General features: G+C 52.1%; 23 protein-coding genes. 19 read left to right on the forward strand and 4 right to left on the reverse strand.

Annotated features, from left to right (window positions below; translation table 11 throughout):
- The first annotated feature begins 6 nt into the window (after positions 1–6).
- Positions 7–1,095, forward strand: coding sequence for a beta-N-acetylhexosaminidase (gene nagZ, locus B2067_RS03250; protein WP_301387429.1), 1,089 nt, complete (start codon positions 7–9; stop codon positions 1,093–1,095).
- Positions 1,092–1,844 (forward strand): S-methyl-5'-thioinosine phosphorylase, encoded by a 753-nt coding sequence (locus B2067_RS03255; protein WP_301377372.1) that lies wholly within the window; start codon positions 1,092–1,094, stop codon positions 1,842–1,844. Before nagZ ends, B2067_RS03255 begins: the two co-directional genes overlap by 4 nt.
- Here B2067_RS03255 and B2067_RS03260 read toward each other — a convergent pair.
- The gene (locus B2067_RS03260; protein WP_297532018.1) at positions 1,830–2,825 is read right to left on the reverse strand and encodes a CsiV family protein; all 996 of its coding nucleotides are present in this window, start codon (positions 2,823–2,825) and stop codon (positions 1,830–1,832) included. The genes B2067_RS03255 and B2067_RS03260 overlap by 15 nt on opposite strands.
- Positions 2,822–6,283: a transcription-repair coupling factor gene (gene mfd / locus B2067_RS03265; RefSeq protein ID WP_301387431.1), complete on the reverse strand. Its 3,462-nt coding sequence runs from the start codon at positions 6,281–6,283 to the stop codon at positions 2,822–2,824. The genes B2067_RS03260 and mfd overlap by 4 nt, the downstream gene beginning before the upstream one ends.
- 186 nt (positions 6,284–6,469) lie before the next feature.
- Here mfd and B2067_RS03270 point away from each other — a divergent pair, with 186 nt between their 5' ends.
- The 12 genes from B2067_RS03270 (at position 6,470) to B2067_RS03325 (ending at position 17,741) form a co-directional block, all read left to right on the forward strand.
- Positions 6,470–7,915, forward strand: a complete 1,446-nt coding sequence (locus B2067_RS03270; RefSeq protein WP_301387432.1) for a glyceraldehyde-3-phosphate dehydrogenase — start codon at positions 6,470–6,472, stop codon at positions 7,913–7,915.
- 289 nt (positions 7,916–8,204) lie between these two features.
- Positions 8,205–9,539 (forward strand): Na(+)-translocating NADH-quinone reductase subunit A, encoded by a 1,335-nt coding sequence (locus B2067_RS03275; protein WP_068440123.1) that lies wholly within the window; start codon positions 8,205–8,207, stop codon positions 9,537–9,539.
- 2 nt (positions 9,540–9,541) lie between these two features.
- A complete protein-coding gene (locus B2067_RS03280; RefSeq protein ID WP_068442885.1) occupies positions 9,542–10,753 on the forward strand; it encodes an NADH:ubiquinone reductase (Na(+)-transporting) subunit B in 1,212 nt (403 codons plus the stop codon).
- Entirely contained in the window at positions 10,743–11,540 is a 798-nt protein-coding gene (locus tag B2067_RS03285; protein WP_301181254.1) for a Na(+)-translocating NADH-quinone reductase subunit C, read from the forward strand. The genes B2067_RS03280 and B2067_RS03285 overlap by 11 nt, the downstream gene beginning before the upstream one ends.
- A gap of 1 nt (position 11,541) precedes the next feature.
- The gene (locus tag B2067_RS03290) at positions 11,542–12,204 is read left to right on the forward strand and encodes an NADH:ubiquinone reductase (Na(+)-transporting) subunit D (RefSeq protein WP_068442891.1); all 663 of its coding nucleotides are present in this window, start codon (positions 11,542–11,544) and stop codon (positions 12,202–12,204) included.
- Positions 12,201–12,818 carry an NADH:ubiquinone reductase (Na(+)-transporting) subunit E gene (gene nqrE, locus B2067_RS03295; protein WP_245820096.1) on the forward strand — a complete coding sequence of 206 codons (618 nt, stop codon included), beginning with the start codon at positions 12,201–12,203 and terminating at the stop codon, positions 12,816–12,818. Before B2067_RS03290 ends, nqrE begins: the two co-directional genes overlap by 4 nt.
- A 10-nt stretch (positions 12,819–12,828) precedes the next feature.
- A complete protein-coding gene (nqrF, locus tag B2067_RS03300; RefSeq protein ID WP_068442897.1) occupies positions 12,829–14,052 on the forward strand; it encodes an NADH:ubiquinone reductase (Na(+)-transporting) subunit F in 1,224 nt (407 codons plus the stop codon).
- A 270-nt stretch (positions 14,053–14,322) separates the two neighbouring features.
- The gene (locus tag B2067_RS03305) at positions 14,323–15,468 is read left to right on the forward strand and encodes a fatty acid desaturase (protein ID WP_297532009.1); all 1,146 of its coding nucleotides are present in this window, start codon (positions 14,323–14,325) and stop codon (positions 15,466–15,468) included.
- A gap of 174 nt (positions 15,469–15,642) precedes the next feature.
- The gene (locus tag B2067_RS03310; RefSeq protein WP_297532007.1) at positions 15,643–16,314 is read left to right on the forward strand and encodes an SDR family oxidoreductase; all 672 of its coding nucleotides are present in this window, start codon (positions 15,643–15,645) and stop codon (positions 16,312–16,314) included.
- A 32-nt stretch (positions 16,315–16,346) separates the two neighbouring features.
- A complete protein-coding gene (locus B2067_RS03315; protein WP_068442903.1) occupies positions 16,347–16,703 on the forward strand; it encodes a hypothetical protein in 357 nt (118 codons plus the stop codon).
- 22 nt (positions 16,704–16,725) lie between these two features.
- Positions 16,726–17,379 (forward strand): hypothetical protein, encoded by a 654-nt coding sequence (locus tag B2067_RS03320; protein WP_301387436.1) that lies wholly within the window; start codon positions 16,726–16,728, stop codon positions 17,377–17,379.
- A gap of 107 nt (positions 17,380–17,486) precedes the next feature.
- Entirely contained in the window at positions 17,487–17,741 is a 255-nt protein-coding gene (locus B2067_RS03325; RefSeq protein ID WP_068442909.1) for a hypothetical protein, read from the forward strand.
- Positions 17,742–17,767: 26 nt separating this feature from the next.
- On the opposite strand, the gene B2067_RS03330 is transcribed toward B2067_RS03325, so the two are convergent.
- Complete coding sequence (locus B2067_RS03330; RefSeq protein WP_301387437.1) at positions 17,768–19,069, reverse strand: saccharopine dehydrogenase family protein; 1,302 nt, start codon at positions 19,067–19,069, stop codon at positions 17,768–17,770.
- Positions 19,070–19,275: 206 nt separating this feature from the next.
- Here B2067_RS03330 and B2067_RS03335 point away from each other — a divergent pair, with 206 nt between their 5' ends.
- The 5 genes from B2067_RS03335 (at position 19,276) to B2067_RS03355 (ending at position 22,423) form a co-directional block, all read left to right on the forward strand.
- Positions 19,276–19,608 carry an ArsR/SmtB family transcription factor gene (locus tag B2067_RS03335; RefSeq protein ID WP_076516198.1) on the forward strand — a complete coding sequence of 111 codons (333 nt, stop codon included), beginning with the start codon at positions 19,276–19,278 and terminating at the stop codon, positions 19,606–19,608.
- Positions 19,609–19,618: 10 nt separating this feature from the next.
- Positions 19,619–20,101, forward strand: coding sequence for an arsenate reductase ArsC (locus B2067_RS03340; RefSeq protein ID WP_301387438.1), 483 nt, complete (start codon positions 19,619–19,621; stop codon positions 20,099–20,101).
- Complete coding sequence (gene arsB, locus B2067_RS03345; RefSeq protein ID WP_068442916.1) at positions 20,101–21,111, forward strand: ACR3 family arsenite efflux transporter; 1,011 nt, start codon at positions 20,101–20,103, stop codon at positions 21,109–21,111. Before B2067_RS03340 ends, arsB begins: the two co-directional genes overlap by 1 nt.
- A gap of 1 nt (position 21,112) precedes the next feature.
- Positions 21,113–21,634 (forward strand): DUF6942 family protein, encoded by a 522-nt coding sequence (locus B2067_RS03350; RefSeq protein ID WP_301387439.1) that lies wholly within the window; start codon positions 21,113–21,115, stop codon positions 21,632–21,634.
- 63 nt (positions 21,635–21,697) lie between these two features.
- A complete protein-coding gene (locus B2067_RS03355) occupies positions 21,698–22,423 on the forward strand; it encodes a DUF599 domain-containing protein (protein ID WP_217693593.1) in 726 nt (241 codons plus the stop codon).
- Between the two features lie 14 nt (positions 22,424–22,437).
- On the opposite strand, the gene putA is transcribed toward B2067_RS03355, so the two are convergent.
- Entirely contained in the window at positions 22,438–25,641 is a 3,204-nt protein-coding gene (gene putA, locus B2067_RS03360; protein WP_301387440.1) for a bifunctional proline dehydrogenase/L-glutamate gamma-semialdehyde dehydrogenase PutA, read from the reverse strand.
- Positions 25,642–25,892 lie beyond the last annotated feature (251 nt).

A 25,892-nucleotide genomic window follows, 5' to 3' on the forward strand; every position in this document is an offset into this window, starting at 1 on the left:
ATGACGATGACCGAGTCTTCAGTTTCTTCCACTGATTCATACGCTGTGTCGGATGCGTTAGCACAGGCCGTCGGCGTGATTACCGATATTGAAGGAACGGCGTTGACGGATGAGGATCGTGATTTCTTAACTCAGCCTGAAATCGCCGGGCTTATTTTTTTCGCGCGCAATTACGAATCTCCTCAGCAGCTGAAAGCTCTGACGGGAGAATTAAACGCGTTGAGACCCGACCTCCTGCTCACCGTAGATCAGGAAGGTGGTCGTGTGCAGCGCTTTCGCTCCGGCTTTACGCTGTTTGAGCCGATGATGCGCTATGAAGCCATTTTTGTGGAATCACCTGAAAAAGCGCTTGAGCTCGCCCGTTTGGGTGGCCAACTTCTGGCTACTGAGTTAATCGCGCATGGTGTTGATCTGACGTTTGCCCCGGTTCTGGATATTGAGCGAGATCTTTCTCGGGTGATTGGTGATCGTGCCTTTGGTCACAGCGCAGACACGGTGACGTCATTGGCCAGAGCCTGGTGCGAAGGACTTTCTTCTGCGGGCATGATGTCCGTTGGTAAACACTTTCCGGGGCATGGTGCCGTTGAAGCGGACTCACATCTGGAGTTACCGGTCGACCCGCGCGATGCCGAAGCCTTAGAAGCCGAGTCGGTACCTTTTAAAACGCTGATCAGCGAAGGCGTGATACAGGGCATTATGCCTGCTCACGTCGTCTATCCTGCCATTGATGCAAACCATACCGCCGGTTTTTCTTCTGTCTGGTTGCAGGATATTCTGCGTAAGCAGCTCGGCTTCAGCGGCATCATTTTCAGCGATGACCTGTCCATGGAAGGCGCTGCCAGTGGCGGCGACTTTTATCAGCGGTCGATCGCTGCGGCTCAGGCGGGAGCCAACGCACTGGTGGTCTGCAATAACCGACAGGCCGCCAAAGATGTCGTCAGTGCCGTTGCCGATTTGTACCGTGCAGGCACTGGCGCTTTAAAGCTTGAATCACTAAAACCCGATAGCAAGGCTAATGCCCTTGATGAAAAGGGCATGGCCGAGGCCCGTAAAATACTGGGCTCGTATCAACTGATCAGAGACGACAACCTGTGAGTGCAACTTCTCGTAAAATCGCTGTTATTGGCGGCACCGGCTTAACCGAGCTTGATGGGCCGGAGATCAGCCAGACATTGGCTGTAACGACTGACCTTGGACAGCCATCTTCACCGCTGTCAGTCGGGCGCTGGCGAGAGCAGGAGGTTGTGTTTCTAGCGCGGCATGGGCATCCTCACAAAGTCCCACCACATAAGATTAACTACCGCGCTAACCTGCTGGCATTAGAGGCGCAGGGTGTTACTCATATCATTGCTGTGAATGCTGTGGGCGGTATTCACCCGGACATGGGTTCAGGCAAAATTGTGATTCCTCATCAGGTGGTTGATTACACCTGGGGCCGCGAAAGTACTTTTTTTGATGGTGAGTACCGTCCGCTTGAGCATATTGATCTCACGCATCCGTACGATGAGACGTTGCGCCAGGCGCTTGTTAAAGCGTCATCAGAATGTTCAGTCGACGCGCTTGATTTCGGGGTCTATGCGGCGACACAGGGGCCAAGATTAGAAACTATCGCTGAGATTAATCGTCTCGATAAAGACGGTTGTGATCTGGTCGGTATGACGGGCATGCCTGAAGCAGCCCTGGCGAGAGAGCTGGGTATTCCTTACGCGAGTATCTGTCTTGTCGTGAATCCGGCCGCCGGAAAGAGCGACGACCTGATTACCATGGATGAGATACGCGCCGTGATCGACTCAGGAATGAGTGAAGTCCGCGATATTATCGCAGCTTCATTATCCCTGATCTGAAGCTTCGCTCTCTGGGGCTTCTTCTGAGGCCTCTTCTGGCACCTCATAAGGCGTTACCTTGACGACCATACCTAGAAGGGGGTGATCAAGGTAGTGGACCTCACCGCTGCGCATGCGGCGGCTACGCTCGATTTTTGCTGCGCGCAGCGGAATCCATTCTGGCTCAGGTTCAGCCACAGGCTCATTGGTGATCCCTTGATCCGGGGGAAGGATCGTCATCTGACCTTCAACCCCGGGAAGGGCGTCTGAGTTACCTATGTTGTCAGATATGGTGTCAGAGGTGACGGCCATGGTCATGGCGCCTTCTTCGGTATTTTCAGTAGTCTCGCCAGACAGTGGTGCATCAGCCGGAATGGTGAAGATCAGCTGGTCTACTTCAAGATCCGGGCGGATATGAATGTAGCGGCTACGGTACAGGTTGAAGCTACCGCTGATATCGATGCGGAAGTTCTCTTCTTCGTAACTGGCGGTTACTTCGTGATCGTAGGCGTTGGCTGAATCCTGAAGTTCTTCGATCCAGGCCTGGTGCCACACGACTTTCATATCGCTGCGGTAGCCAAAGCGATTAACGGCGTTGGCGAATTCGAGGTCGTCGAGCAGCGTTACCGGAGGCGTGCTGTCAGTATCTTCTTCGGCGGAGTTCATCTCGTCTGAAGCGTCGCTGTTAAGCTCTGACGATTCTTCAGCGGATACCTGCAGAACACCTGGATTGGCGTCGCCCGCCATACCTTCCTCTGACTTCACAATGCCTGGCTCTGATTCGGCCATCGCTGAAGTGTCTTCTTCTAATGCCGCCGCAATTGCAGCTTCTTCCGCCTCTGCGCGCTCCTTAAGGAGTGGCCAGTGTTCCTCGCGGGCACTGTTTTCGTCCAGATAAGTGAACAGCATAACTTCGACACGATAATGTTCTGTCGCGTTTACAACGCTGGGCAGCATGCTCAGTGTCAGGCCCGCAGAGAGCAGGGCGGAAAGGGTCTTCACGAATTCGGGTCCTTCTGTAAATCTGTCAGAAGTTGATCAATAGTGCGGAAACGCTGGTCGAGTGTTTCCATGTTCGCGTAGAAACGCAGCGAGTTTCCGTCGTCCAGTTTATAGGCATCCGGTCGCGTCTGCACCAGCTTGATCAGAGTGAATGGATTTATCTCGGTATCACGGCTGAATTCAATTTTGCCCGTACTGTCGTTGGCATCGAGTCGGGCGATACCCAGCGGTTGCAGTTTGAATTTGAGTGACGCAATACGGAAAAGGTTCTTAACCTGTTCAGGTAACAGGCCGAAGCGGTCGATCATTTCTACCTGAAGCTCTTTCAGCTGGTGATCGTCTTTGGCGCTGGCAATGCGCTTGTAGAGCGTCAGGCGGCTGTTCACGTCTGGCAGGTAGTCATCCGGAATCAAGGCTGGAATATGCAGGTTTACATCGGCACCGTGCGTTGCGGCAAGGTCAACTGAAGGCTCTTTACCGGCGCGAATCGCATTAACGGCCTGCTCAAGCATTTCCATATAGAGGGTGAAACCAATCGTTTCAATCTGACCCGACTGTTCATCGCCTAACAGTTCACCAGCGCCACGAATCTCAAGGTCGTGCGTCGCAAGCATAAAGCCCGCTCCCAGGTCCTGGGAGGCACCGATAGCATCCAGACGCTTTTCTGCATCTTTGGTGAGCTGCTTCGGTGGTGGTGTCAGCAGATACGCATACGCCTGGTGATGCGAGCGACCGACGCGGCCCCGGAGCTGATGAAGCTGCGCCAGACCAAACTTATCAGCACGCTCAATAATGATGGTGTTTGCCGATGGGATATCGATACCTGTTTCGATGATGGTGGTACACACCAGCATGTTGAAGCGCTTGTGGTAGAAGTCGCTCATCACGCTTTCCAGTTCGCGCTCTGACATCTGTCCGTGGGCCACACCGATACGCGCCTCAGGAATGGCTTCGCTCAATTCACGCGCGGTCTTCTCAATGCTCTTCACTTCGTTGTGCAGGTAATACACCTGACCACCACGCAGAATTTCCCGCAGAACCGCTTCTTTGGTGACAGTATCGTCCTGCTGGCGGATAAAGGTTTTTACACTTAAGCGCTTGGCCGGTGGCGTCGCGATAATCGACAGATCCCGGATGCTCGCCATTGCCATATTCAGCGTTCGTGGAATCGGCGTGGCCGTTAAGGTGAGAATATCGACCTCTGCCCTTAAAGCTTTGATTTTCTCTTTCTGAGCGACACCAAACCGGTGTTCTTCGTCGATGATCAGCAGACCAAGATGGTCAAATTTCACGTCTTTCTGCAGCAGCTTGTGCGTGCCAACGACGATGTCTGTTTTGCCTTCCAGCATACGGTCCAATGCAGCCTGAGTTTCTTTTGCTGATTTGAAACGCGACAGCACATCGACTTTGACCGGCCACTCGGCAAAGCGGTCGGCAAAGTTCTGATAATGCTGTTGTGCGAGCAGGGTAGTCGGTACGAGTACGGCGACCTGTTTACCACTCTGAACGGCCATGAAAGCGGCGCGCATGGCAACTTCGGTTTTACCAAAGCCAACATCACCACACACCAGACGGTCCATTGGGCGCGGTGAGCACATATCACCAATCACAGCTTCGATGGCTGCTTGCTGATCCGGTGTTTCTTCGTAAGGGAAGCCTGCTGCAAAACGCTCGTAATCGGTATCTGGCTCATCAAAAGCAAAGCCTTTACGTGCCTGTCGGCGGGCGTAGATATCAAGCAATTCTGCGGCGGTGTCCCGAATTTTCTCAGCGGCTTTACGCTTCGCGGCTGACCACTTATCGGTGCCGAGTTTGTTCATTGGCGCGGTTTCTTCGGCGCCACCACCGTAACGGGAAATCAGGTGCAGGCTTGATACCGGTACGTAGAGCTTGTCGTTACCAGAGTATTCCAGCACAACGAACTCATTCACCTGGCCGCCTGCATCCAGTGTCTGAAGCCCCGTGTAGCGCCCGACACCATGATCGAGGTGAACCACCGGAGAGCCTTCCTTCAGCTCTGACAGATCGCGGATCACCATGTCGCTGTCAGTTTTCTGCTTCTGACGACGGCGGGTCTGGCGGATGCGCTGACCGAATAATTCGTTCTCAGTGATCAGGTGAATCTGTCGACCGCTATCGGTCATCGATGCACCGGCCTCCAGCGGGCCTGTCAGCATCAGGATGCGCTTCTCCGACACCAGCGCATCGGGCCAGCGTTCAAACTCATCCGGCAGGACTTTAATGCGTTGCAGTAACTCTTTCAGGGCCTCACGGCGACCGGCGGACTCAGCGCAGAAGAAGACCTGACCGTCGGCGTCTGCCAGCCAGGCCTGCAAGCGCTGTAGTGGTTGATCCAGTCGTGAATCGACGGTGAGATCAGGAAGAGGCTGAGTTTCAAACGCCACGCCACCCGCGCGCTCCGGAAGCTCTTTGTCGTGCAATTGAACACGAGGGTAGTTGTTCAGCGCGCTGAATAACTCGTCGTGCGCCAGAAACAGCTGCGCCGGTGGCACGATAGGGCGCTGAATATCGTAGCGACGACTTTCGTAGCGGGTCTCAACATCGTCACGAAAATGTTTGGCTGCGTCTTCGATCCCCGCATCATGGATGACCAGCGTATTGGCTGGCAGGTGTTCAAACAGGTTGCCGAGATCATCACTGAAGAACAGTGGCAGATAGTATTCAACACCTGCCGGAGCAATGCCCTGAGCAACATCGGTATACACACTACAGGCTTTCGGGTCCTGTTCGAAGAAGTCGAACCAGCGTGCCTTAAAAGTGCGGATGGCCGTTGTATCTAACGGGAATTCACGCGCTGGTAAAATCCTGACCTGCTCAATTTTATCCAGCGTGCGCTGGTTGTCTGGGTCGAAGGTACGTAGTGATTCAATTTCGTCGTCGAACAGCTCTATGCGGAACGGCAGTGGCTGCCCCATAGGGAATATGTCGATGATTGAGCCGCGCACTGCGTATTCACCGTGTTCGTACACGGTATCAACGCAATGATAGCCGGCGTTCTCAAGTTGACGTCTGGTGTTGTCGACATCAAAAGTACTGCCGATATCCAGAACAAAAGTCTGGCCCTGATAGAAACTTGCAGGTGGAAGTCGCTGCTGCAGGGTTGAAACCGGAATGATCAGCACACCCTTGCGGACATCATGTAGCTGGCTCAGAGTCGCAATACGCTGGGAAATGATGTCCTGGTGGGGCGAGAAGATGTCGTACGCCAGAATCTCCCAGTCCGGGAAGTGCATGACCTCAAGATCCGGCGCGAAGTAGCGGATCTCTTCTTCGAGGCGCAGCGCCGAGCTGGTATCCGTGGTGACAACCAATGTCAGCCCCGTGTGTTCAGTCGCAGCACTGGCCAGTGCCATGGCCTGGGTAGAACCCGTCAGCTGGCCCCAGAAACGGCGTTCACCTGCACGTTGGGGGAGTTCAGGGTGTAAAGGGCTGGACATTCGCGCTCCTGAGCGGTGTGATCGATGCAAATAAGGTCGGCTAGTTTACCCAAAGCACCGGGCACTGTTAACCGAACGAAATCGCGACGGCACGGCGCCTGCGAAAGATTTGTCGGCGGCCTCGAAAATCGGCATAATACCGCCCCGATTTTTCCTCTTAAATTAACTTCTTTGTAAGGTGACCCCGTGAGCAAAGACCAGCGCGACGCCTGTTTACAGGACTGGATGGACCGTGAAGCCATCGCCGAGTCAATGATTCCTCTGATTGGTACCCTGTACCGCCAGAAAAGCATCGTTTCTTCTATCTACGGCCGTCCGGTCATTAATCGCTCAGTCATTGAGCTCCTGAAAGCGCACCGTTTTGTCCGTCACATGGAAAACGAAGAACTGTCAGTTCAGGATACCTATCCTCTGCTGCAGGCTCTGACCGAGATGGACGTTGCTCAGGCACACATCGACCTGGGTAAGCTGGCGGTTAAATATCGCACCGAAGGTAACGGCAAAGACGTTAAAGAATTCCTGGCTGAAGAACTGGCTAGCCTGAACGGCGAAGCGGGTGACAGCGAGAACCGTGACGTTGTTCTGTACGGTTTCGGTCGTATCGGTCGTCTGCTGGCTCGTATCCTGATCGAGAAAGAAGGTGGCGGTAACGGTCTGCGTCTGCGCGCTATCGTTGTTCGTCGTGGTAAAGGTGATGACCTGGTTAAGCGTGCGTCACTGCTGCGTCGTGATTCTGTACACGGTACTTTCCGTGGTTCTATCAGCATCGACCACGAAAACGAAGCCATCATTGCGAACGGCACTTACATCAAAATCATCTACGCCAACAGCCCGGCTGAGATTGATTACACCGAATTCGGTATCGAGAACGCTTTGGTTATCGATAACACTGGTGTATGGCGTGACGAAGCTGGCCTTGCTCAACACCTTGAAGCAAAAGGCACCGCGCGGGTACTGCTGACTGCTCCGGGCAAAGGCGACCTGAAAAACATCGTTTACGGTATCAACAATAAAGACATCGATGCATCTGACAAGATCCTGTCTGCAGCATCATGTACTACCAACGCGATTACGCCTGTACTGAAAGTGATGAACGATCAGTACGGCATCGAGAACGGTCACGTTGAAACTGTTCACTCCTACACCAACGACCAGAACCTGATCGACAACTACCACAAAGGTGACCGTCGTGGCCGTTCTGCTCCGCTGAACATGGTAATCACTGAAACAGGCGCAGCGAGCGCAGTAGCGAAAGCACTGCCAGAACTGAAAGGTCTGCTGAGCGGTAACGCGATCCGTGTACCAACGCCAAACGTTTCTATGGCGATCCTGTCTCTGAACCTGAAGAAAGAAACCAGCGCTGAAGAAGTTAACGACTTCCTGCGTGATCAGGCTCTGCACTCAGCTGTACAGAAGCAGATTGATTGGGTTAACTCTCCAGAAGTTGTATCAACTGACTTCGTTGGCAACAGCCACGCGGGCATTGTTGATGCCAAAGCGACCATTGTTAACGGCAACCGTGTAAACCTTTACGTTTGGTACGATAACGAGTACGGCTACAGCCGTCAGGTGGTTCGTATCGCGCAGCAGGTATGCGGCGTTGAGTACCCGACTTACCCGTCTCGCGGTTAAGCCGGAACATAAAAAAGCCGTTGTCGTCTGACAGCGGCTTTTTTTTGTCTAGAATTTATACAAATCCAGTACAGACGTGGCCGGCATTATCCATTAGTGTGAGATTGACCTTAACGTCAGTGGATAAAAGTCAGTTGCGTCATTATACTTAGCGCGATTTTTTACTTGGGAAATGGGTAGTCTCCGCACAGGTCCGTGCGTGAATCTACGCTTTGTGGTACCCGATACCTCAAAGTGTACTTCTGTACGCCTGAGGAAGACAGAATCCAAACGTGATTAGGCGAGGCATATGATCAACATTAAAAAAGGTCTCGACTTACCAATCACCGGTAGCCCTGAACAGAAAATTTCGGACGGTCCTAAGGTTACTCAGGTAGCCGTAGTCGGTCCGGACTTCGTTGGTATGAAGCCAACGATGGCTGTTCAGGAAGGTGATCGAGTCAAGAAAGGCCAGGTGGTATTTACTGACAAGAAGACCGATGGCGTTCAGTACGTCGCCCCGGCCTCTGGTGTGGTAAAAGCTATCAACCGCGGCGAACGCCGTGTACTCCTCTCCGTCGTTATAGAGATTGATGGCGACGACGAAGAAACCTTCGACAGTTATCCAGCTGACAAGCTTGCGACTCTGAGTGCAGGCGACATCGAGAAGAATCTGGTGGCATCGGGTCTGTGGACCACGTTGCGTACCCGTCCTTTCTCTAAGGTGCCAGAACTGGGTAGCCGCCCAGAGGCCATCTTTATCAATGCGATGGATACGAATCCTCTGGCCGCTGATCCTCAGGTTGTGATCAGTGCCGATGCCGAAGCCTACAAGCAAGGTGTTACGATCATCAGTCGCCTCACTGATGGTAAAACCTACGTGTGTAAAGCACCGGGCGCGTCTGTACCAAGCGCGGGTGTTGAGCAGGCTGAAGAATTTGGTGGTCCGCACCCAGCGGGCCTGACGGGTACGCATGTTCATTTTCTGCATCCAGTGAGTGAAAGCCGTACCGTCTGGAGCATTGGCTACCAGGACGTGATTGCGATCGGTAAGTTGTTTACTACGGGTAAGCTGAATACGGATTGCGTTATTGCGTTGGCTGGCCCTCAGGTGAAGAACCCGCGTCTGGTTCGCACTCAGGTTGGTGCTTCTCTTGCCGAGCTGACTAAGGGTGAGCTGAAAGACGGCGAGAACCGTATTATTTCTGGTTCTGTATTCGGTGGCCGCAACGCTGCCGGTGATCTTGCCTTCCTTGGTCGTTATCACACCCAGGTATCCGTGCTGGAAGAGGGCCGTGAGCGTCCGATGCTGCACTATCTACGTCCAGGTTTTGATCGCTTCTCTGCGATGCCGATCTACGTTACCAAGCTGATGAAGAAGATGTTCGACTTCACCACGACCACGAATGGCTCTGAGCGGGCTATGGTGCCGATCGGTACGTACGAACGCATTATGCCACTTGATGTTCTGCCAACTCAGCTGCTGCGCGCGCTGATCGTTGAGGACATGGAAAGTGCCATTGCTCTGGGTGCACTGGAGCTGGATGAAGAGGACCTCGCACTGTGCAGTTTCGTCTGCCCAGGTAAGTACGAATACGGTCCAATTCTGCGTAAGAACCTCACCAGAATTGAAGCGGAGGGTTAATTATGGGCCTGCGTAGTATGCTCGACAGCCTCGAGCCTCACTTTTTGAAAGGTGGCAAGCTTGAGAAGATGTATCCGCTTTATGAGGCAATTGATACAGGTCTGTATTCGCCTCCAAGCGTGACCAATAACACTGCTCATGTGCGTGATGGTATCGACCTTAAGCGCATCATGATTACCGTTTGGGTATGTACCTTCCCGGCGATGTTCTTCGGTATGTACAACATTGGCCTGCAGGCGAACGACGCCATCGCAGCCGGTGCTGGAACGCCGCTTGAAGGCTGGCGTGAAATGCTCATCGCTATGCTTGGCGGTGGAGCGCATGACGCTTCCAGCCTCTGGGATAATATGGTCTTCGGTGCGGCTTACTTCCTGCCGGTTTATGCCGTTACCTTTATCGTCGGTGGCTTCTGGGAAGTCCTGTTCGCGACTATCCGTAAACACGAAGTGAACGAAGGCTTCTTCGTAACCTCGGTGCTGTTTGCTCTGACCTTACCGCCAACGATCCCGCTTTGGCAGGTTGCTCTGGGTATTTCCTTCGGTGTTGTGATCGGTAAAGAGATCTTCGGTGGTACAGGTAAAAACTTCCTGAACCCAGCACTGACGGGTCGTGCTTTCCTGTTCTTTGCTTATCCGGCAAACATGTCGGGGAACGCAGTCTGGACTGCAGCTGATGGCTATACAGGTGCGACGGCGCTTGGCCTGGCAGCTGAAGGCGGTGTTGAGAAAGTGGTTGAGTCCGGTATCACCTGGATGGACGCTTTCCTTGGTTTCGTACCAGGCTCCATGGGCGAAGTAAGTACCCTGGCCATTATGATTGGTGGTGCAGTGCTGCTGGTAATGAACATTGCTGCATGGCGTATTGTTGCCGGTGTCATGATCGGTATGGTGGCGATGACCCTGCTGCTGAACGCAGTTGGTTCTGACACTAACCCACTGTTTGCGATGCCTTGGTACTGGCATCTGGTTGTTGGTGGTTTCGCGTTTGGTATGTTCTTTATGGCAACCGACCCGGTATCTGCCTCAATGACCAACAAAGGTAAGTGGTACTTCGGTGCACTGATCGGTGTGATGGTAGTGATGATCCGTGTGATTAACCCGGCGTACCCAGAGGGCATGATGCTGGCGATTCTGTTCGCTAACCTGTTCTCACCACTGATTGACCATTTCGTGGTTCAGGCAAACGTTAAACGGAGGGTGGCACGTGTCAGCTAATAACGACAGCATCCAGAAGACACTCATCGTTGCAGTTCTGCTGTGTCTGGTGTGTGCAATCATTGTTGCAGGTGCGGCGGTTTCACTGAAACCACTGCAGGTTGCTAACAAAGTTGAAGACAAAAAGAAAAACGTTCTGGCAGCTGCAGGTATGTTACAGCCAGGCGTTAGCGTTGAAGAGCAGTTCAAGAAAATCACGACCCGTATCGTGAATCTTGAAGAAGGTCGTTTTGCGACGGAAGCCGAGCTGGCTGAAATCAAGGCCGCCGGTCTTGATCCGCAGAAGTACGATCAGCGTAAAGCTTCTAAAACACCTGAACTGTCCAAGCCTTTGTCTGGTGATGAAGATCCAGCCAGCATTAAGCGCATGGAAAAGTACGCTGAGATCTACATGATCGAAAACAACGGCGAAATCGAGAAGATCATTCTTCCGATTCACGGCTACGGTCTGTGGTCGACGCTGTACGGCTTTATCGCACTGAAAGGCGACATGGACACCATCGTTGGCCTGGGTTTCTACTCGCACGCAGAAACACCGGGTCTGGGTGGTGAAGTCGACAACCCATCGTGGAAAGCGATCTGGGAAGGTAAAGAGGTTTACGACGACAGCGGCGACGTTGCCATTAAAGTTGTTAAGGGGCCGGCGGAGCCAGGTAACCCATATCAGGTCGATGGACTCTCTGGTGCTACTCTGACAAGCCGTGGTGTAAGCAGCCTCGTGCGTTTCTGGGTAAGCGACCGTGCTTTCGGCAGTCTGCTAACCAAACTGAAAGAACAGGGAGCCTGAGATGTCACAGATTAAAACTGTTCTGACTGAACCGCTCTTCAGTAAGAACCCGATTGCCGTACAGATCCTTGGTATCTGTTCAGCACTGGCGGTAACCACAAGTCTGCAAGTGACACTGGTAATGTGTCTGGCACTGACTTCGGTAACTGCGCTGTCTAACACGGGTATCGCACTGATCCGGAATCACATTCCGAACAACATCCGTATTATCGTGCAGATGACCATCATTGCCTCGCTGGTGATCGTGGTAGACCAGGTACTGAAAGCCTTCGCTTATGAAATCAGTAAGCAGCTGTCGGTATTCGTTGGTCTGATCATCACTAACTGTATCGTAATGGGTCGCGCAGAAGCCTTCGCTATGAAAAATGGCCCGGTTCTGAGCTTCTTCGACGGTATTGGTAACGGCCTTGGTTATTCGGTTGTACTGATTACTGTTGCGGTAATTCGTGAACTCTTTGGTGCGGGTAAGCTGCTGGGCTTCGAGATTCTGCCTCTGGTTACCGACGGTGGCTGGTATCAGTCTAATGGTCTGCTGCTGCTGCCACCTTCAGCCTTCTTCATCATCGGTGGTTTCATCTGGGTACTGCGTACCTGGAAAAAAGATCAGGTGGAAGAGTCTGAATTCAAAATCCTGCCAAACACTGAACACAGCGGAGGTCACTGATGGAACACTATATCAGCCTGCTGGTTAAGGCAGTCTTTGTTGAAAATATGGCGCTGGCCTTCTTCCTGGGGATGTGTACCTTCCTCGCGATCTCGAAGAAGATTCAGACGTCTCTCGGTCTCGGTATCGCGGTTGTTGTTGTACTTGCGATTACTGTACCGGTTAACAACCTGATCTATACCTACCTTCTGAAAGAAGGTGCGCTGGCGTGGGCCGGTGAAGAGTTCGCTCAGGTCGACCTCAGCTTCCTGGGTCTGCTGACCTACATCGGCGTTATCGCGGCGATGGTTCAGATCCTTGAGATGGTGCTCGATAAGTACTTCCCATCACTGTACAACGCGCTGGGTGTATTCCTGCCGCTGATTACGGTGAACTGTGCGATTCTCGGTGCCTCTCTGTTCATGGTTGAGCGTGACTACAGCTTTGGTGAATCAACGGTCTACGGTGTAGGCGCAGGTGTCGGTTGGGCACTGGCGATTACTGCACTGGCAGGTATCCGTGAGAAGCTGAAGTACAGCGACGTACCGGCAGGCCTTGAAGGTCTGGGTATTACCTTTATGACGGTTGGCCTGATGTCTCTTGGCTTCATGTCATTCTCTGGCGTATCACTGTAAGGAGTCGGTTGTGGATATAGAAATCATACTCGGCGTTGTGATGTTCACCGTGATTGTATTGTCACTGGTGTTCATCATCCTGGGTGCTCGCAGCAAGTTGGTTAACTCCGGTAAGGTAAAAATTCTGGTGAACGGTGAGCGTACCGTTGAAACAGAAGCCGGTGGCAAGCTGCTGAACACACTGGCAGCCAATAATATCTTCCTGTCATCAGCCTGTGGCGGTGGCGGTACCTGTGCGCAGTGTAAGTGCATCGTGAAATCTGGTGGTGGCGAAATGCTGCCTACAGAAGCGTCGCACTTCACCAAGGGTGAAGCCCGTGAAGGCTGGCGCCTGTCTTGTCAGGCACCGGTTAAGCAAGATATGGAAGTGGAAGTTCCTGAAGAGGTCTTCGGTGTTAAGAAGTGGGAAACCACTGTGGTATCTAACCCGAACGTTGCGACCTTTATTAAGGAGCTGACGCTTGAACTGCCTGAGGGGGAGAACGTTGACTTCCGTGCCGGCGGTTACGTTCAGCTTGAGTGTCCTCCGTACGAGATTAACTTCTCTGACTTCGACATCGAAGAAGAGTACCGCGGTGACTGGGAGCGTTTCGGCTTCTTCGATCTGAAAGCGGTCAACAAAGAAGACACCATCCGTGCTTACTCGATGGCGAACTATCCGGAAGAGAAGGGCGTTGTTAAGTTCAACATCCGTATTGCTACGCCGCCTCCGGGCAGCAAAGGCATTAACCCGGGCATCATGTCGTCTTACGTCTTCAACCTGAAGCCAGGCGACAAAGTGACGGTATACGGTCCATTCGGTGAATTCTTCGCGAAAGATACCGACGCTGAAATGGTGTTCGTGGGCGGTGGTGCTGGTATGGCGCCAATGCGTTCACACATCTTCGATCAGCTGAAGCGTCTGAACTCTAAGCGTAAGATCAGCTTCTGGTATGGTGCACGCTCACTGCGTGAACTCTTCTATCAGGATGAATACGATCAGCTTGCCGAAGAGAACGACAACTTCGAATGGCACGTTGCTATGTCTGACCCTCAGCCAGAAGATAACTGGGAAGGTCTGACCGGCTTCATCCATAACGTACTGTATGAAGAGTACCTGAAGGATCACCCGGCACCAGAAGATTGCGAGTTCTACATGTGTGGGCCGCCAATCATGAACCAGTCGGTGATCAGCATGCTGGAAAACATGGGTGTAGAACCCGAGAACATCATGCTTGATGACTTCGGTGGCTGATTAGCAGTAGCCGTAAAAAGAACCGCGCTTCGGCGCGGTTTTTTATGTCCGCAAATGGCACTCTTGTTGTGCATTCAGGCCTTGGACTATTGATTAAATGGAAAGAGTTATTTGAAGTGGGCCAATCTGACGCCATATTTACATTAAACAATGACTTAACACCACATTCAGGCCATCCATAACTGACTAATTCCGGTATCATGTCGCAACAGTGTAATGCTCCATCGCTACACTGCGTAGAGTAACTGACGTAAACCAACTGAGTTGTCTATGAGTAAATCAGTACAAAAAGAAAAAGCCCCCTTAAACTGGACGGCGACCATCATGTTCATCGTGACGACAGGCGTTGCCGTCACACTCGTACCTTGGTATGGCATGACATATGGCTACGAAACTTCAACCTGGGTTGCCTATCTGGCATTAACCTGGATTACCGGCATGGCGATTACTGGCGGCTACCACCGTCTGTGGTCTCACAATGCTTACGATGCTCACCCGATTCTACGCGTCTGGTACGCGCTGTGGGGTGCGGCAGCGCTGGAGAACACCATCCTTGACTGGTGTTCTGGCCACCGTGTACACCATCGCCACTGTGATGATGTAGATAAAGACCCATACTCTGCTAAACGTGGTCTGTGGTTCTCTCACATGGGCTGGATGATTCGCGAATACCCAAGCGGTCGCGTTGATTTCGCCAACGTGAAGAATCTGATGAAAGATCCAATCGTTATGTGGCAGTACAAATACTATGTTCCTATCGTTTTTGCGATGAACATCGGTGTGCCACTGGCACTGGGCCTGATTTTCGGTGACGTATGGGGCATGCTGCTTCTGGCTGGCTTCCTGCGTATCGTGACGACTCACCACGTGACCTTTTTCATTAACTCGATTGCCCACAAGTGGGGCTCTCAGCCATACACGGATGAAAACACAGCGCGTGACAATGCATTCTTCGCATTCCTGACGCATGGTGAGGGGTATCACAACTATCACCACATCTTCCAGACTGACTACCGTAACGGTATCCGCTGGTTCCACTGGGACCCAACCAAGTGGTTCATTAAAGGTTGCTCATACGTGGGTCTGACCAGCAATCTGCGCACGGTTCCGGATTTCAAAATCCGTCGTGCCATGGTGAAGATGCAATTCAAACGTGCTCAGGAGAAGCTTGCGAAAGCTGAAAACTCTGAGAAGTGGACTGAACTGCTCGAGAAAGAATACGAGAAGTACCACGCTATGCTAAATGAATGGGCAGAAGCACAGAGCGAAAAACTCGATGAGACGCGCAAGCAGCTCAAAGAGAAGTGGGAAAAGAACGCGATTCGTCAGCAGTACCACGAACTCGAAGAGCAACTGCACGAACAGAGCCAGCGTATTAAGTCTCTGATGGCTGAATATAAGGCATCTGTCGCTTGATGCGGATCAGATTCTGAGTAACTCAAAAAACCGCGCCTCGGCGCGGTTTTTTTATTGCCGTTAAATTGTACCTGAATACAGGTTTCTGTATTTCGTTTGCAAAGTATCAGTAGGGAAGACGTGCGATTCCAGAATCGTTAGACTTGCGTCTATCAAATTGTGGAAGGGCAGATCATGGCAAACATCGTAATTACTGGGGCGAACCGGGGAATTGGACTGGCATTGGCGAAGCTTTACGAAGCGCGCGGTGACTCAGTTACAGCGGTTTGTCGCGAAACCAACGACGAGATCGAAGAGATCGCCGATCAGGTGCTGTCAGACATCGATATTACGAATGAAGAACAACTACCAGGCATTGCCATGGTGCTGGACCGGATTCTTGATGATCCCATCGACGTACTGATCAACAACGCAGGCTTATTCACTAACGAGACTCTGCACGATCTCGACAGTGATCGCATTCGCGCACAGTTCGAAGTGAATGCCATTGCTCCATTAATGGTGACCCGTGAGCTTCTGCCGTTAATGGCTGAGGGTACTAAGATTGCGAATATCACCAGCCGCATGGGTTCAATCGAGGACAATACCTCAGGCGCGTACTACGGCTATCGTGCTTCAAAAGCGGCGGTCAATGCTATCGGTAAAAGCCTCGCGAATGATCTGAAAGAGCACGGCGTAATGGTCGCTCAGATTCATCCGGGCTTCGTGCAGACGCGCATGGTTGGGTTTAACGGCGATATCTCGCCAGAGCAGGCCGCAGAAGGTATTGCTGAACGCATTGACGACCTGACCCTCGAAACAACAGGTAGCTTCTGGCACTCTAATGGCCAGCCGTTACCTTGGTAAGTCACCTTCAGGGATTCAAATAAGGATTCACTATGAAACCGCGTATTTTAAAAAAACACCACAGCCGTTACCTTGCTGGGTTTCTGGTTGAGTGCAGCCAGAACCCTGAGTGGACGAAAAAACTTCAGGGATTAAACGAAGAAAACAAACTCGATACCGCCGTTGAAGGGTTACCGAAAGAATTTCTTGAAGACTTTCCGGAAGCCGAGCAATACAACCTGGCCTACAGTGTTGAGCGAGTCGACCTGAGTGAAGTCCCTCGCGCGGCTTCCTGCTGGTGGCCGGTCGACGAAGAAACGCATTACTACGTTGCGTACCCAACGGCGTTTCCTGAAGCGAAGCTGTATCTGGCCATCGACTTTGATGATCATTCCGACTGCTGTCATTAATTGATACCCGTAAGGAAGCTGCATGACACCCGATGAATTGCACGAGCGTTTGCGTGCACAGAGAGATCTGTTTAACGAAGAGCACTCGACGCGCCTTCACCGCGCAATCAGCTGGTGGCGTGCAGCCCAGGACCAGCAGGGCAATGCAGACCTGCAATTCATCACTGCGTGGATTTCTCTCAGTGCCTGTTGCCTGACGGACGAAAGCCAGCCGGGTAACAGCAGCTTCCTGAAGCTGATCGAACAGTTGGTCTCCCTCGACAAAGAACAAGCCATCTACGAAATGCTCTGGCACCAATACTCTGGTTCAGTCAAAGCCTTGCTCAAAAACCAGTTTGTGTATGGCCCGTTCTGGGAAGCACAGCGTCAGGTTGCGGTGAATCCAACCGCAGAAAGCCATTGGAAAGAGCGTTTTGAGCGCTCATCGGTCGAAGCATTGAACTGTCTTAGCCGAAAGAAAGTCCCCGAGTTGCTGGCACTGACACTTGAGCGTCTCAGTGTACTGCAGGAGCAGGTGATTGGCGGTGGCGCGACCTTCAACAGTCGTGTGAACCGTGAGCAGGTCGAAACCGGCTCAAGTCTGCTGATGACACTTTTGCCTGTCGTTCTGAACATCATGCTTGAGCACCCGCATGAAGACTGGGGTACGTTGGCATTTCCTGTAGTTTCCAATTAGTCTCTCATTAGATTCCAGACAGTTTCAGGCTGAAAGCACTGAACCTGTTGCTCATTTCTTAGTCATAACAATTACCTTGTTGGGTATTCTCCCACTAAGGAGAGGTTATGAAACATAGAAACAGTGAGGAACATCGTATCGAACAACGTCTGCGCAGAATCGAAACACAACTTCAGGATATTCTGATGGCACTTGATCACCAATCGTCCGAGCGTCCTGGTGACGATGATCAGAGTCTGCTTGATAGTGCCCTGCGTGAACTCCAGAGCAACCGAGATGATATTGCTCTGAGACTTTTTGCCATGGAAGCGGCGAATGATCCTGAGCATGGACCGGAATCAGACCCAGAGCACGACATATAGAAAACTCTGGGCCTCTGGCGTAATTCTTACGCCGCTTTTTCGTCGGCGGACTCCGCCGGCGTGATGTCTTCAAACGTCATATTGGCGTTCTTCTGAAGGCGCTCCATAAAGACTTCACCAAACAGAGAACCCGGCGTCCAGAAGCCACCTTTGCCCCAGCGTTTTTTACCACGGTTGTGGTAGTCGAGTGCCAGGCAAACAGCCGCTTCGCCCAGCATTTTGCCGGTGAAGCCGTAGCCCGGATCTTTGTCGCCGGTCACTTTGGTAGCAATCACGGGTTCTTTGCCGTGCTTGTAATCTTTATCGTAGCCGTAGAAACGGATATCAAAGTAACCGCTTTCCTGCTCTTTAGGAGATGGTCCCTGGCCTGGTTTAGGCAGAACGAATTTTTCCAGTAAAGCACGGGTTGGCTTGATGGCGGCACCCACGATAAAAGCACCCAGTCCGAGTGTCATGGCTTTGGCCATGCGACGACCTTTCGCGCCTTTGCCTGTCAGCATGCCCTCGTTATAAAGGAAGCGCTCACCGTATTCTTTTTCGAGTAACGCATTGGTGCGATGAACCACTCGGGTGTTAATCGCCGCCATAATGAAAGGCATACCCCAGGCATTCGAAGCACGATCAAAGAAGGCACCCTTGATATCAGGCTGTTTCGCGCGGAAACCATGATCCGGCGGACACAGCGAGTAGGGGTTGGCGAGTTCTTTTTTCAGTGATGGGTTCGCCATTACCTCTTTTGTCAGCTGCAGCATACTGGCGACAGTGCCGCCCGACATCCCGCCTTTGGCCGCCTTAACACGCATCTCAACTTTGCTGACGGTGTGGCCGACTTTTTCTTTAGCAAGCTCTTGCAGGTGGCGCACGCCCATATCTGATGGAATGGAATCAAAACCACAGCAGTGAACGATACGTGCGCCGGTTTCTACCGCCTGCGACTCGTATTTATCCAGCATACGTTTAATCCACTGTGGTTCACCGGTGAGGTCGCAGTAGTCAATGCCGGCGTCAACACAGGCTTTTACCAGTGGCTCACCATACAGAGCGTAAGGACCCACGGTAGACACAACCACGCGGGTTGAATCGCACAGTTCGGCGAGACTCGCTTCGTCGGCGGCGTCAGCAATGATGTATTCAACGTCTCCGGCATCATTACCGAGAATCGGCGCGAGTGTGCCACGCACCTGCTGAAGCTTACGCTCAGAACGGCCAGCAATTGCCCATTTCAGATCCTTGTTCCAGCCGTATTGTGCAGCGATGTAGCGGGTGAGAATTCCACCCACAAACGAAGTGGCACCAAAAATAATGACGTCATACTTACCGCGTGGCATGTATCGCTCCTTAAGCTCAGTCAAAAGAGGGTTTGAGAAAGATGAGATAACACTAGCAGCCTTTTAGTTACTTGAAAAAGGGGCAATCCGGCCGTTTGGCAGAGGTAAAATTTGCATATACGGAAAAACATATATATGGTTTGGCGTATGTGTTGGCTGGCGACTTCTGGTAAAGGCTACGAGTCGAAATACAGGGCTTAAAAACAATGACACCCGTTGAACTCATGAAACTGCTCGCCGATGAGACACGGCTGACCTCAGTGATTGCAATGAAATCAGGGCCAAGGTGCGTCTGTGACCTGATGGAGATACTGCAACTCAGCCAACCCAAAGTATCCCGGCATCTGGCTATTTTACGCGAAGCCGGTCTGGTCGAGACCGAGCGTCGCGGCCAGTGGGTTTATTACTCCTTAGTACCTCAGCTACCTGCGTGGGTAGATCAGACCATCAACGCGCTGGCACCTGTCGTCATCGAGTCCGTAATGGAATCTACCCCCGGAATAACGATCACCCCTGGAGAATCGTCAGCGTGCTGCTGACGTCAGACTTATGAAAATACTTTTTATCTGTACCCACAACCGTTGTCGTAGCATTCTCGCTGAAGCACTGACGCGTCATATTTCTCAGGGCAGAATTGATGCCCGAAGCGCCGGTAGCCAGCCTGCAGGTGTCGTGTTTCCGGGCACATTGAAATACCTGGAAAGCCAGAATATCTCCACTGAGGGTCTTGTCAGCCAGAGCTGGGATGATCACGAAAGCTTTGCCCCCGATGTGGTGATCACCGTGTGTGACAGCGCCGCGGGCGAAACCTGTCCGGTCTGGTTTGGCAATGCAGCACGGGTACACTGGGGCTTACCTGATCCATCAAAACTACCAACAGAAGACATGCAGCAAGGAATGTTCAGAGAAGTAGGGGAGATGATGCAGCAGCGCCTGTCTCAGTTGGCTTCTGCGTCACTGAGTGAGTTTACTGATAAACAATCACTCGAAGCCGCGATCGGGCAGCTTCTCACACCGGAGCGTTTTTCCTGATGGGTATTTTCGAACGTTATCTTTCTGTCTGGGTCGGGCTTGCCATTATTGCAGGTATTGGTGCCGGTCTTTTTATGCCCGAGGTATTTCAGGTCGTAGCTGATGCTGAGGTTGCGAACGTTAACCTGCCGATTGCGGTACTCATCTGGTTGATGATTTATCCGATGATGATGCAAGTCGATTTTGCATCGATCAAAGACGTAACTAAACAGCCACAAGGTCTTGCACTCACACTGGTGATTAACTGGCTGGTTAAACCATTTACCATGGCGGCACTGGGCTGGTTGTTCTTTCATCACATATTTGCGGATCTGGTGTCACCCGCCACCGCACAGGAATACATCGCCGGTATGATCCTGTTAGGCGTGGCGCCATGCACAGCCATGGTATTTGTCTGGAGCCACCTGACACGCGGCGATGCGAACTATACCCTGCTGCAGGTATCAGTGAACGACGTCATTATGATTTTTGCATTTGCACCGATTGCGGGTTTCCTGCTCGGTGTCTCCGATATTGAAGTCCCGTGGGAAACATTGCTGATCTCAGTCGCCTTGTATGTGGTATTACCATTAATCGCTGGCGTTATTACCCGTAAAGCGCTGGGCGCTGACGGTGTGGCACGCTTATCTGAAACCTTAAAGCCGCTGTCTATTATCGGTTTACTTGCGACCGTACTTATTCTGTTTGGCTTGCAGGCGCCGCGCATCGTTGAGAATCCTCTGGATATGCTGCTGATCGCCATTCCTCTGCTGATTCAGACCTACGGTATTTTCGCGATTACCTACTTTATTGCGATTCGCCTGAAGCTTAAGCATAACGTCGCTGCACCTGCCTGTATGATCGGCACCAGTAATTTCTTTGAGCTTGCGGTCGCGGTCGCTATTGCATTATTCGGCCTGAATTCGGGTGCTGCACTGGCTACAGTTGTAGGTGTTCTGGTTGAAGTCCCTGTGATGCTCTCGCTGGTTGCTTTTGCTAATCGTACTAAGCATTGGTTTGAACCGTCCTGATATGACCAGAGCGCTTACTGCTGATGTCGGCTTAGGTGACCCGCAGGCGACATTGCGGGTATATCTTGCTAACCGACCGTCGCTCGAACCCTTCGCTTATCCGGGCGATGTCCTGCCTCTGGCAGACGGCGACATTACTCAGATCAATTCGAATGAAGGTAATCACTGGCGCAAAATTTTTAATGTCTTTGCCAAGTTTCTGTATGAACTGAAATTTACTGGCACCGATGATTTCAGGTGCTGGCAGGATTACCGCGACTCCCTGATGCTCCAGCCCGGTAGCCAGGTTGCTCTCTGTTATGGAGCGCCTTGCTACGAGGCTCCTTGTAATGAGGCCCCAGCCAGTCAGATTATTCTGATGGGCAAGCAGTTCGCTGAAGAATGCGGATTTTTTAAAACGAATGGTGCAAAATGGCTCGACAGTAGATTTGCAATTAATGATGCCGGTGTGATTGTGTGCCCGTACTTTGATTACCGCCAGCTATCCGACGAACGTATTCGTTACCTGGTATCTCTTCTGTAGGGTTCAGAACCTACCTCAAGACAAGGGAGCACAGCTCAAATGGCAGGGTTTGCAGAAATAGGCATGTTGAATTTTATCAGCCTCGGCTGGTTAATCTTCTGCTGGTTTGGTTACGCTAAATTTGCTCACTATCGGGCTAAGCGTTCTGCGTCTTTGTCGTCGGTACTGCATGTGCATCGTATTAACTGGATGCGGCGCATGCTCAAGCGTGAGATACGCGTGGGGGATGCAGCGCTTCTGGCAAACATCGAGCGCAACGTAAACTTCTTTGCTTCATCATGCGTGCTGATCATTGCCGGTCTGCTTACCGCACTGACCGCAACCGATAAAATCAGCGCCATGCTTAGTACCGTCTCATTTGTTGAAGGCGATTCACTGACCGAGCTTGAGTTTAAACTGGCAGTGCTGGTGGTCATCTTTATTTACGCCTACTTCACCTTTACCTGGTCAATGCGTCAGTTTGGTTTTGCCTCGGTTTTAGTGGGCGCTGCACCTATGCCTGATGACAATTCGGTGACTCCCGGTGATCGTCGCAGTATGGCGCTCTACAGTGCAAAAGTGATTGATCAGGCAAGTCACAGTTATAACAACGGGCTGAGGGCCTTCTACTTCTCGATGGCCGCACTGAGCTGGTTTGTCTCTGAGTGGGTGTTTATGGGCACCGCAGCATTAATTACCGCTGTGCTGTATTCACGCGAGTTCCGTTCCAGCTCGCTGAAGGCGCTTAAGCAGGCTGAAAACGTGGGCGATAAAATCTTTACTGACGACAAAGAACTTTATCGTCAGTAATCCTACCTGCTGCTTCAGCCTTGATTCTTTTTCCGCAACAGCTCAGCGTTACCACCAATCGCACTGGTGTTAACACTGACAGTACGTTCGCAGGCAAAACGTTTTACATAATCGGGCCCACCGGCTTTCGGGCCAGTGCCTGAGCGACCCAGGCCGCCAAAGGGCTGTACACCCACCACGGCGCCGATCTGATCGCGATTAATATATACGTTGCCTACGCGAGCGGTGCGCGCAATAAAGCCCGACACTTCAGGATTGCGGGAATGCACAGACAAGGTCAGACCGAATCCCGTGTTATTAATATCTTCAATAACTTTCGGCAGGTCAGTGTTCTGGTAACGGATGACATGTAAGATCGGCCCGAAGTGCTCGTCGTCCAGTTCTGAAATTGATCCAATCTCGTACGCAACGGGGGCTAAAAAGAAACCTTCTTCGGGAATGTTATCGACTTGAGCCAACAGCTCGCCATGACTTTTTAAATGGCGGATATGAGCAAGCAGACTGTTCTTTGCTTGCATCGAAATCAGCGGGCCGACATCGGTGGATATATCGCCTGGATTTCCTACCACTAACTCATTCATAGCGCCTTTTAATAAGCGGATAACTTCATCGGCAATATCGGATTGCAGATACAAGGCTCGCAATGCTGAGCAACGTTGCCCGGCACTGCCAAAGGCAGAGCGTAAGACGTCTTTAACGACTTGCTCAGGCAGTGCGGTCGAGTCAACGATCATCGCATTCTGACCGCCGGTTTCTGCAATAAATGTCGCGATGGGGCCACGACGATGGGCGAGATCCATCGCGATTTTATGGGCTGTTTTATGAGAGCCTGTAAAGGCTACGCCAGCAATACGTGCATCGTTGCAGAATACATCGCCCAGTATCGGGCCAGACCCAGGTACGCACTGCAGTAATTCTTGAGGTACGCCCGCGGCATAAGCAAGTTCAATAGCACGTGTGGCAATCAGGCTGGTGGCTTCTGCGGGTTTGGCAATGACGGCATTGCCAGCGGCGAGTGCTGCGCTGACCTGACCAATAAATATCGCCAACGGGAAATTCCAGGGGCTGATGCAAAACCAAACACCGCGACCTTCATAGTGCAATTGGTTCAATTCACCGGTCGGGCCGGGCAGGGCTATCGGCTCAGCGAAACCTTCATCAATAAAGCCCGAATAATAGCGACAAAAATCTACGGCCTCGCGAATCTCATCCACGGCGTCCTGCAGGGTTTTACCAGCCTCACGCACACATAACATGATCAACTCATGTCGGTGGGTTTCGAGTAAATCAGCCAGGGTCAGCAGCCAGGTTTTTCGTTGGGCGGCAAACGCAGGACGCGGTTCGTTGTTCCAATGAGTAAAGGCGCGTTGGGCAGTATCAATAATGGCGTACACATCGTCTGGGTGCGTCCATTGCACCAGACCCACTTTGTCGTGTGCAGAGAAGGGGCAGCCCACTACGATATCCGGCTGATAGGTGGTCATGCTGCTGATTCTCACCTGAGGACGAGCTTGCCACTGGTGAGATTTCCAGCGCTCTAAACCTGCGAGTAATGAATCGGTTTCATCGCGGTTATTCAGGTTGAGCCCGGCCGAGTTTTGACGCGGTGCAAGAATATTGGCCGGCGCGGGAATGTCCGCTGCGGGCGCAAAATGGTGTTCTCGGGCAAGCTCCAGCGGTGACTGTGCCAACGCTTCAGGGCTGATTTCAGACTTCCATAAGTGATGCACAAACGAAGTGTTGGCGCCGTTTTCTAACAAGCGCCGCACCAGATAAGGCAGCAGTTCTTTGTGTTCACCGACCGGAGCATAAGTACGCACGTAGTCTTTGCGCTTGCTTTGCCAGGCGTCATACAAAGGCTCGCCCATACCCTGCAGGCGTTGATACTCGCAGACATCGCACCTGTTCTCGCTGGTGTCTCCCGATGACAGCGCATCCGCCATCGCCGACACCGCCATTAAAGTGTGTGCATTGTGAGTCGCAAACTGCGGATAAATGCCCGAGCTCTTCAGTATAAAGGCGGCACAGGCCAGATAAGAAAGGTCCGTATGTTCCTTGCGGGTAAATACCGGGTAACCGGGTAAGCCACGTTGCTGCGCCAGTTTGATTTCGTTATCCCAGTAGGCACCTTTGACTAAGCGTACCGGGATCTTTACCGCGTGCTCTCGTGCTAACGCATCAAGCCAGCCCAGTACGGGCAGAGCACGCTTGCTGTAAGCCTGCACTGCGAGGCCAAACTGACCCCAGTCAGCGCCTTCGCTACGCAGTACCTGTTCAAATAATTCCAACGAAAGAATCAGCCGATCAGCTTCTTCGGCATCAATGGTGACAGGCACCGAGAGTTCACGGGCTTCACGTACCAGAGTTGCGAGGCGATCATAGAGCCTGACCTTAACGTCTTCACGTTGGGTATCTTCATAGCGTGGGTGCAGGGCAGAAAGTTTAATTGAAAGCGAGCAGGGGCGTTTAGATGCACTAGTGGTTTTATTAGAGTCTTCGTTCTGAAGTGCGATCTCTTTTAACGCCGCGCGATAGCTGGCCAGATACTTCTCGGCGTCGTCATCACAGAGCGCTGCCTCACCCAGCATATCGAACGAAAAGGCATTCAGCTCCGAGTGCGTACGTTCGGCATTGACACGAGCACTGCTGATGTCTTCACCCAGCACAAACTGATTGCCCAGCATCTGCATGGCATATTGCAGCGCATTGCGGATCACTGGTTCGCCGGGGCGGGTAATCAGGCGACCGAGTGCGTTCTTTAACCGCGCCATGCGGCCACTGACCGACAAGCCACGCGTTGCCATGTTAACCCAGTGGGATGGGCTATGGCTCAGGTGCTTCTCCCAATCCGCCTGAGAGATCTCCGCGCGGATAAAGGCATCACGTGATGACTTATCAGGGATGCGCAGCAAAGCCTCGGCGATAATCATCAGTGTCAGGCCTTCGTCGTTATCCAGGCTGTACTCCTGCATAAACTGATCAAACAACGACAGCTCATCGGTATGCTCGCGCAACTCAGTGATCAAGCGACAAGCCTCACGCGACGCATGGGCCAACAAAGGCTCAGACATCTGCTCGGCCATCGAACGCACCAACTGAGTCTCGTCGGTGCAACCGCCTGTGTAATACCCTGCACGAATCAACGCCATCCAGCCCGACGCTGGCACCGCCGCCATCTTGCCCGTCAGCATACGTTCTACACTGAAGCTCTCAGCCATAAGCCACCTTAGTTATGTGTTCCTTTTATAAGTCTAGGGCGAGATAGCAGCGGCTGCATCCTACCAGTTGGCAAAAACTAGTAATAAAGTGCTAGATGGACAATAAGCGATGCGGACAATCTGAATGTAAAGAAATGGGGGGTATCCATACAGTATGAATTGGAGTTTTTGAGCAAAACCGGCACGCTTTACATTCGCGCTTGCGCGTTTTGTCAGACGGTAGTACGGTAAATATCAGGCGAATCAGATAC

The organism is Thalassolituus sp. UBA2590, from assembly GCF_002339775.1.
GTDB lineage: Bacteria > Pseudomonadota > Gammaproteobacteria > Pseudomonadales > Oceanobacteraceae > Thalassolituus.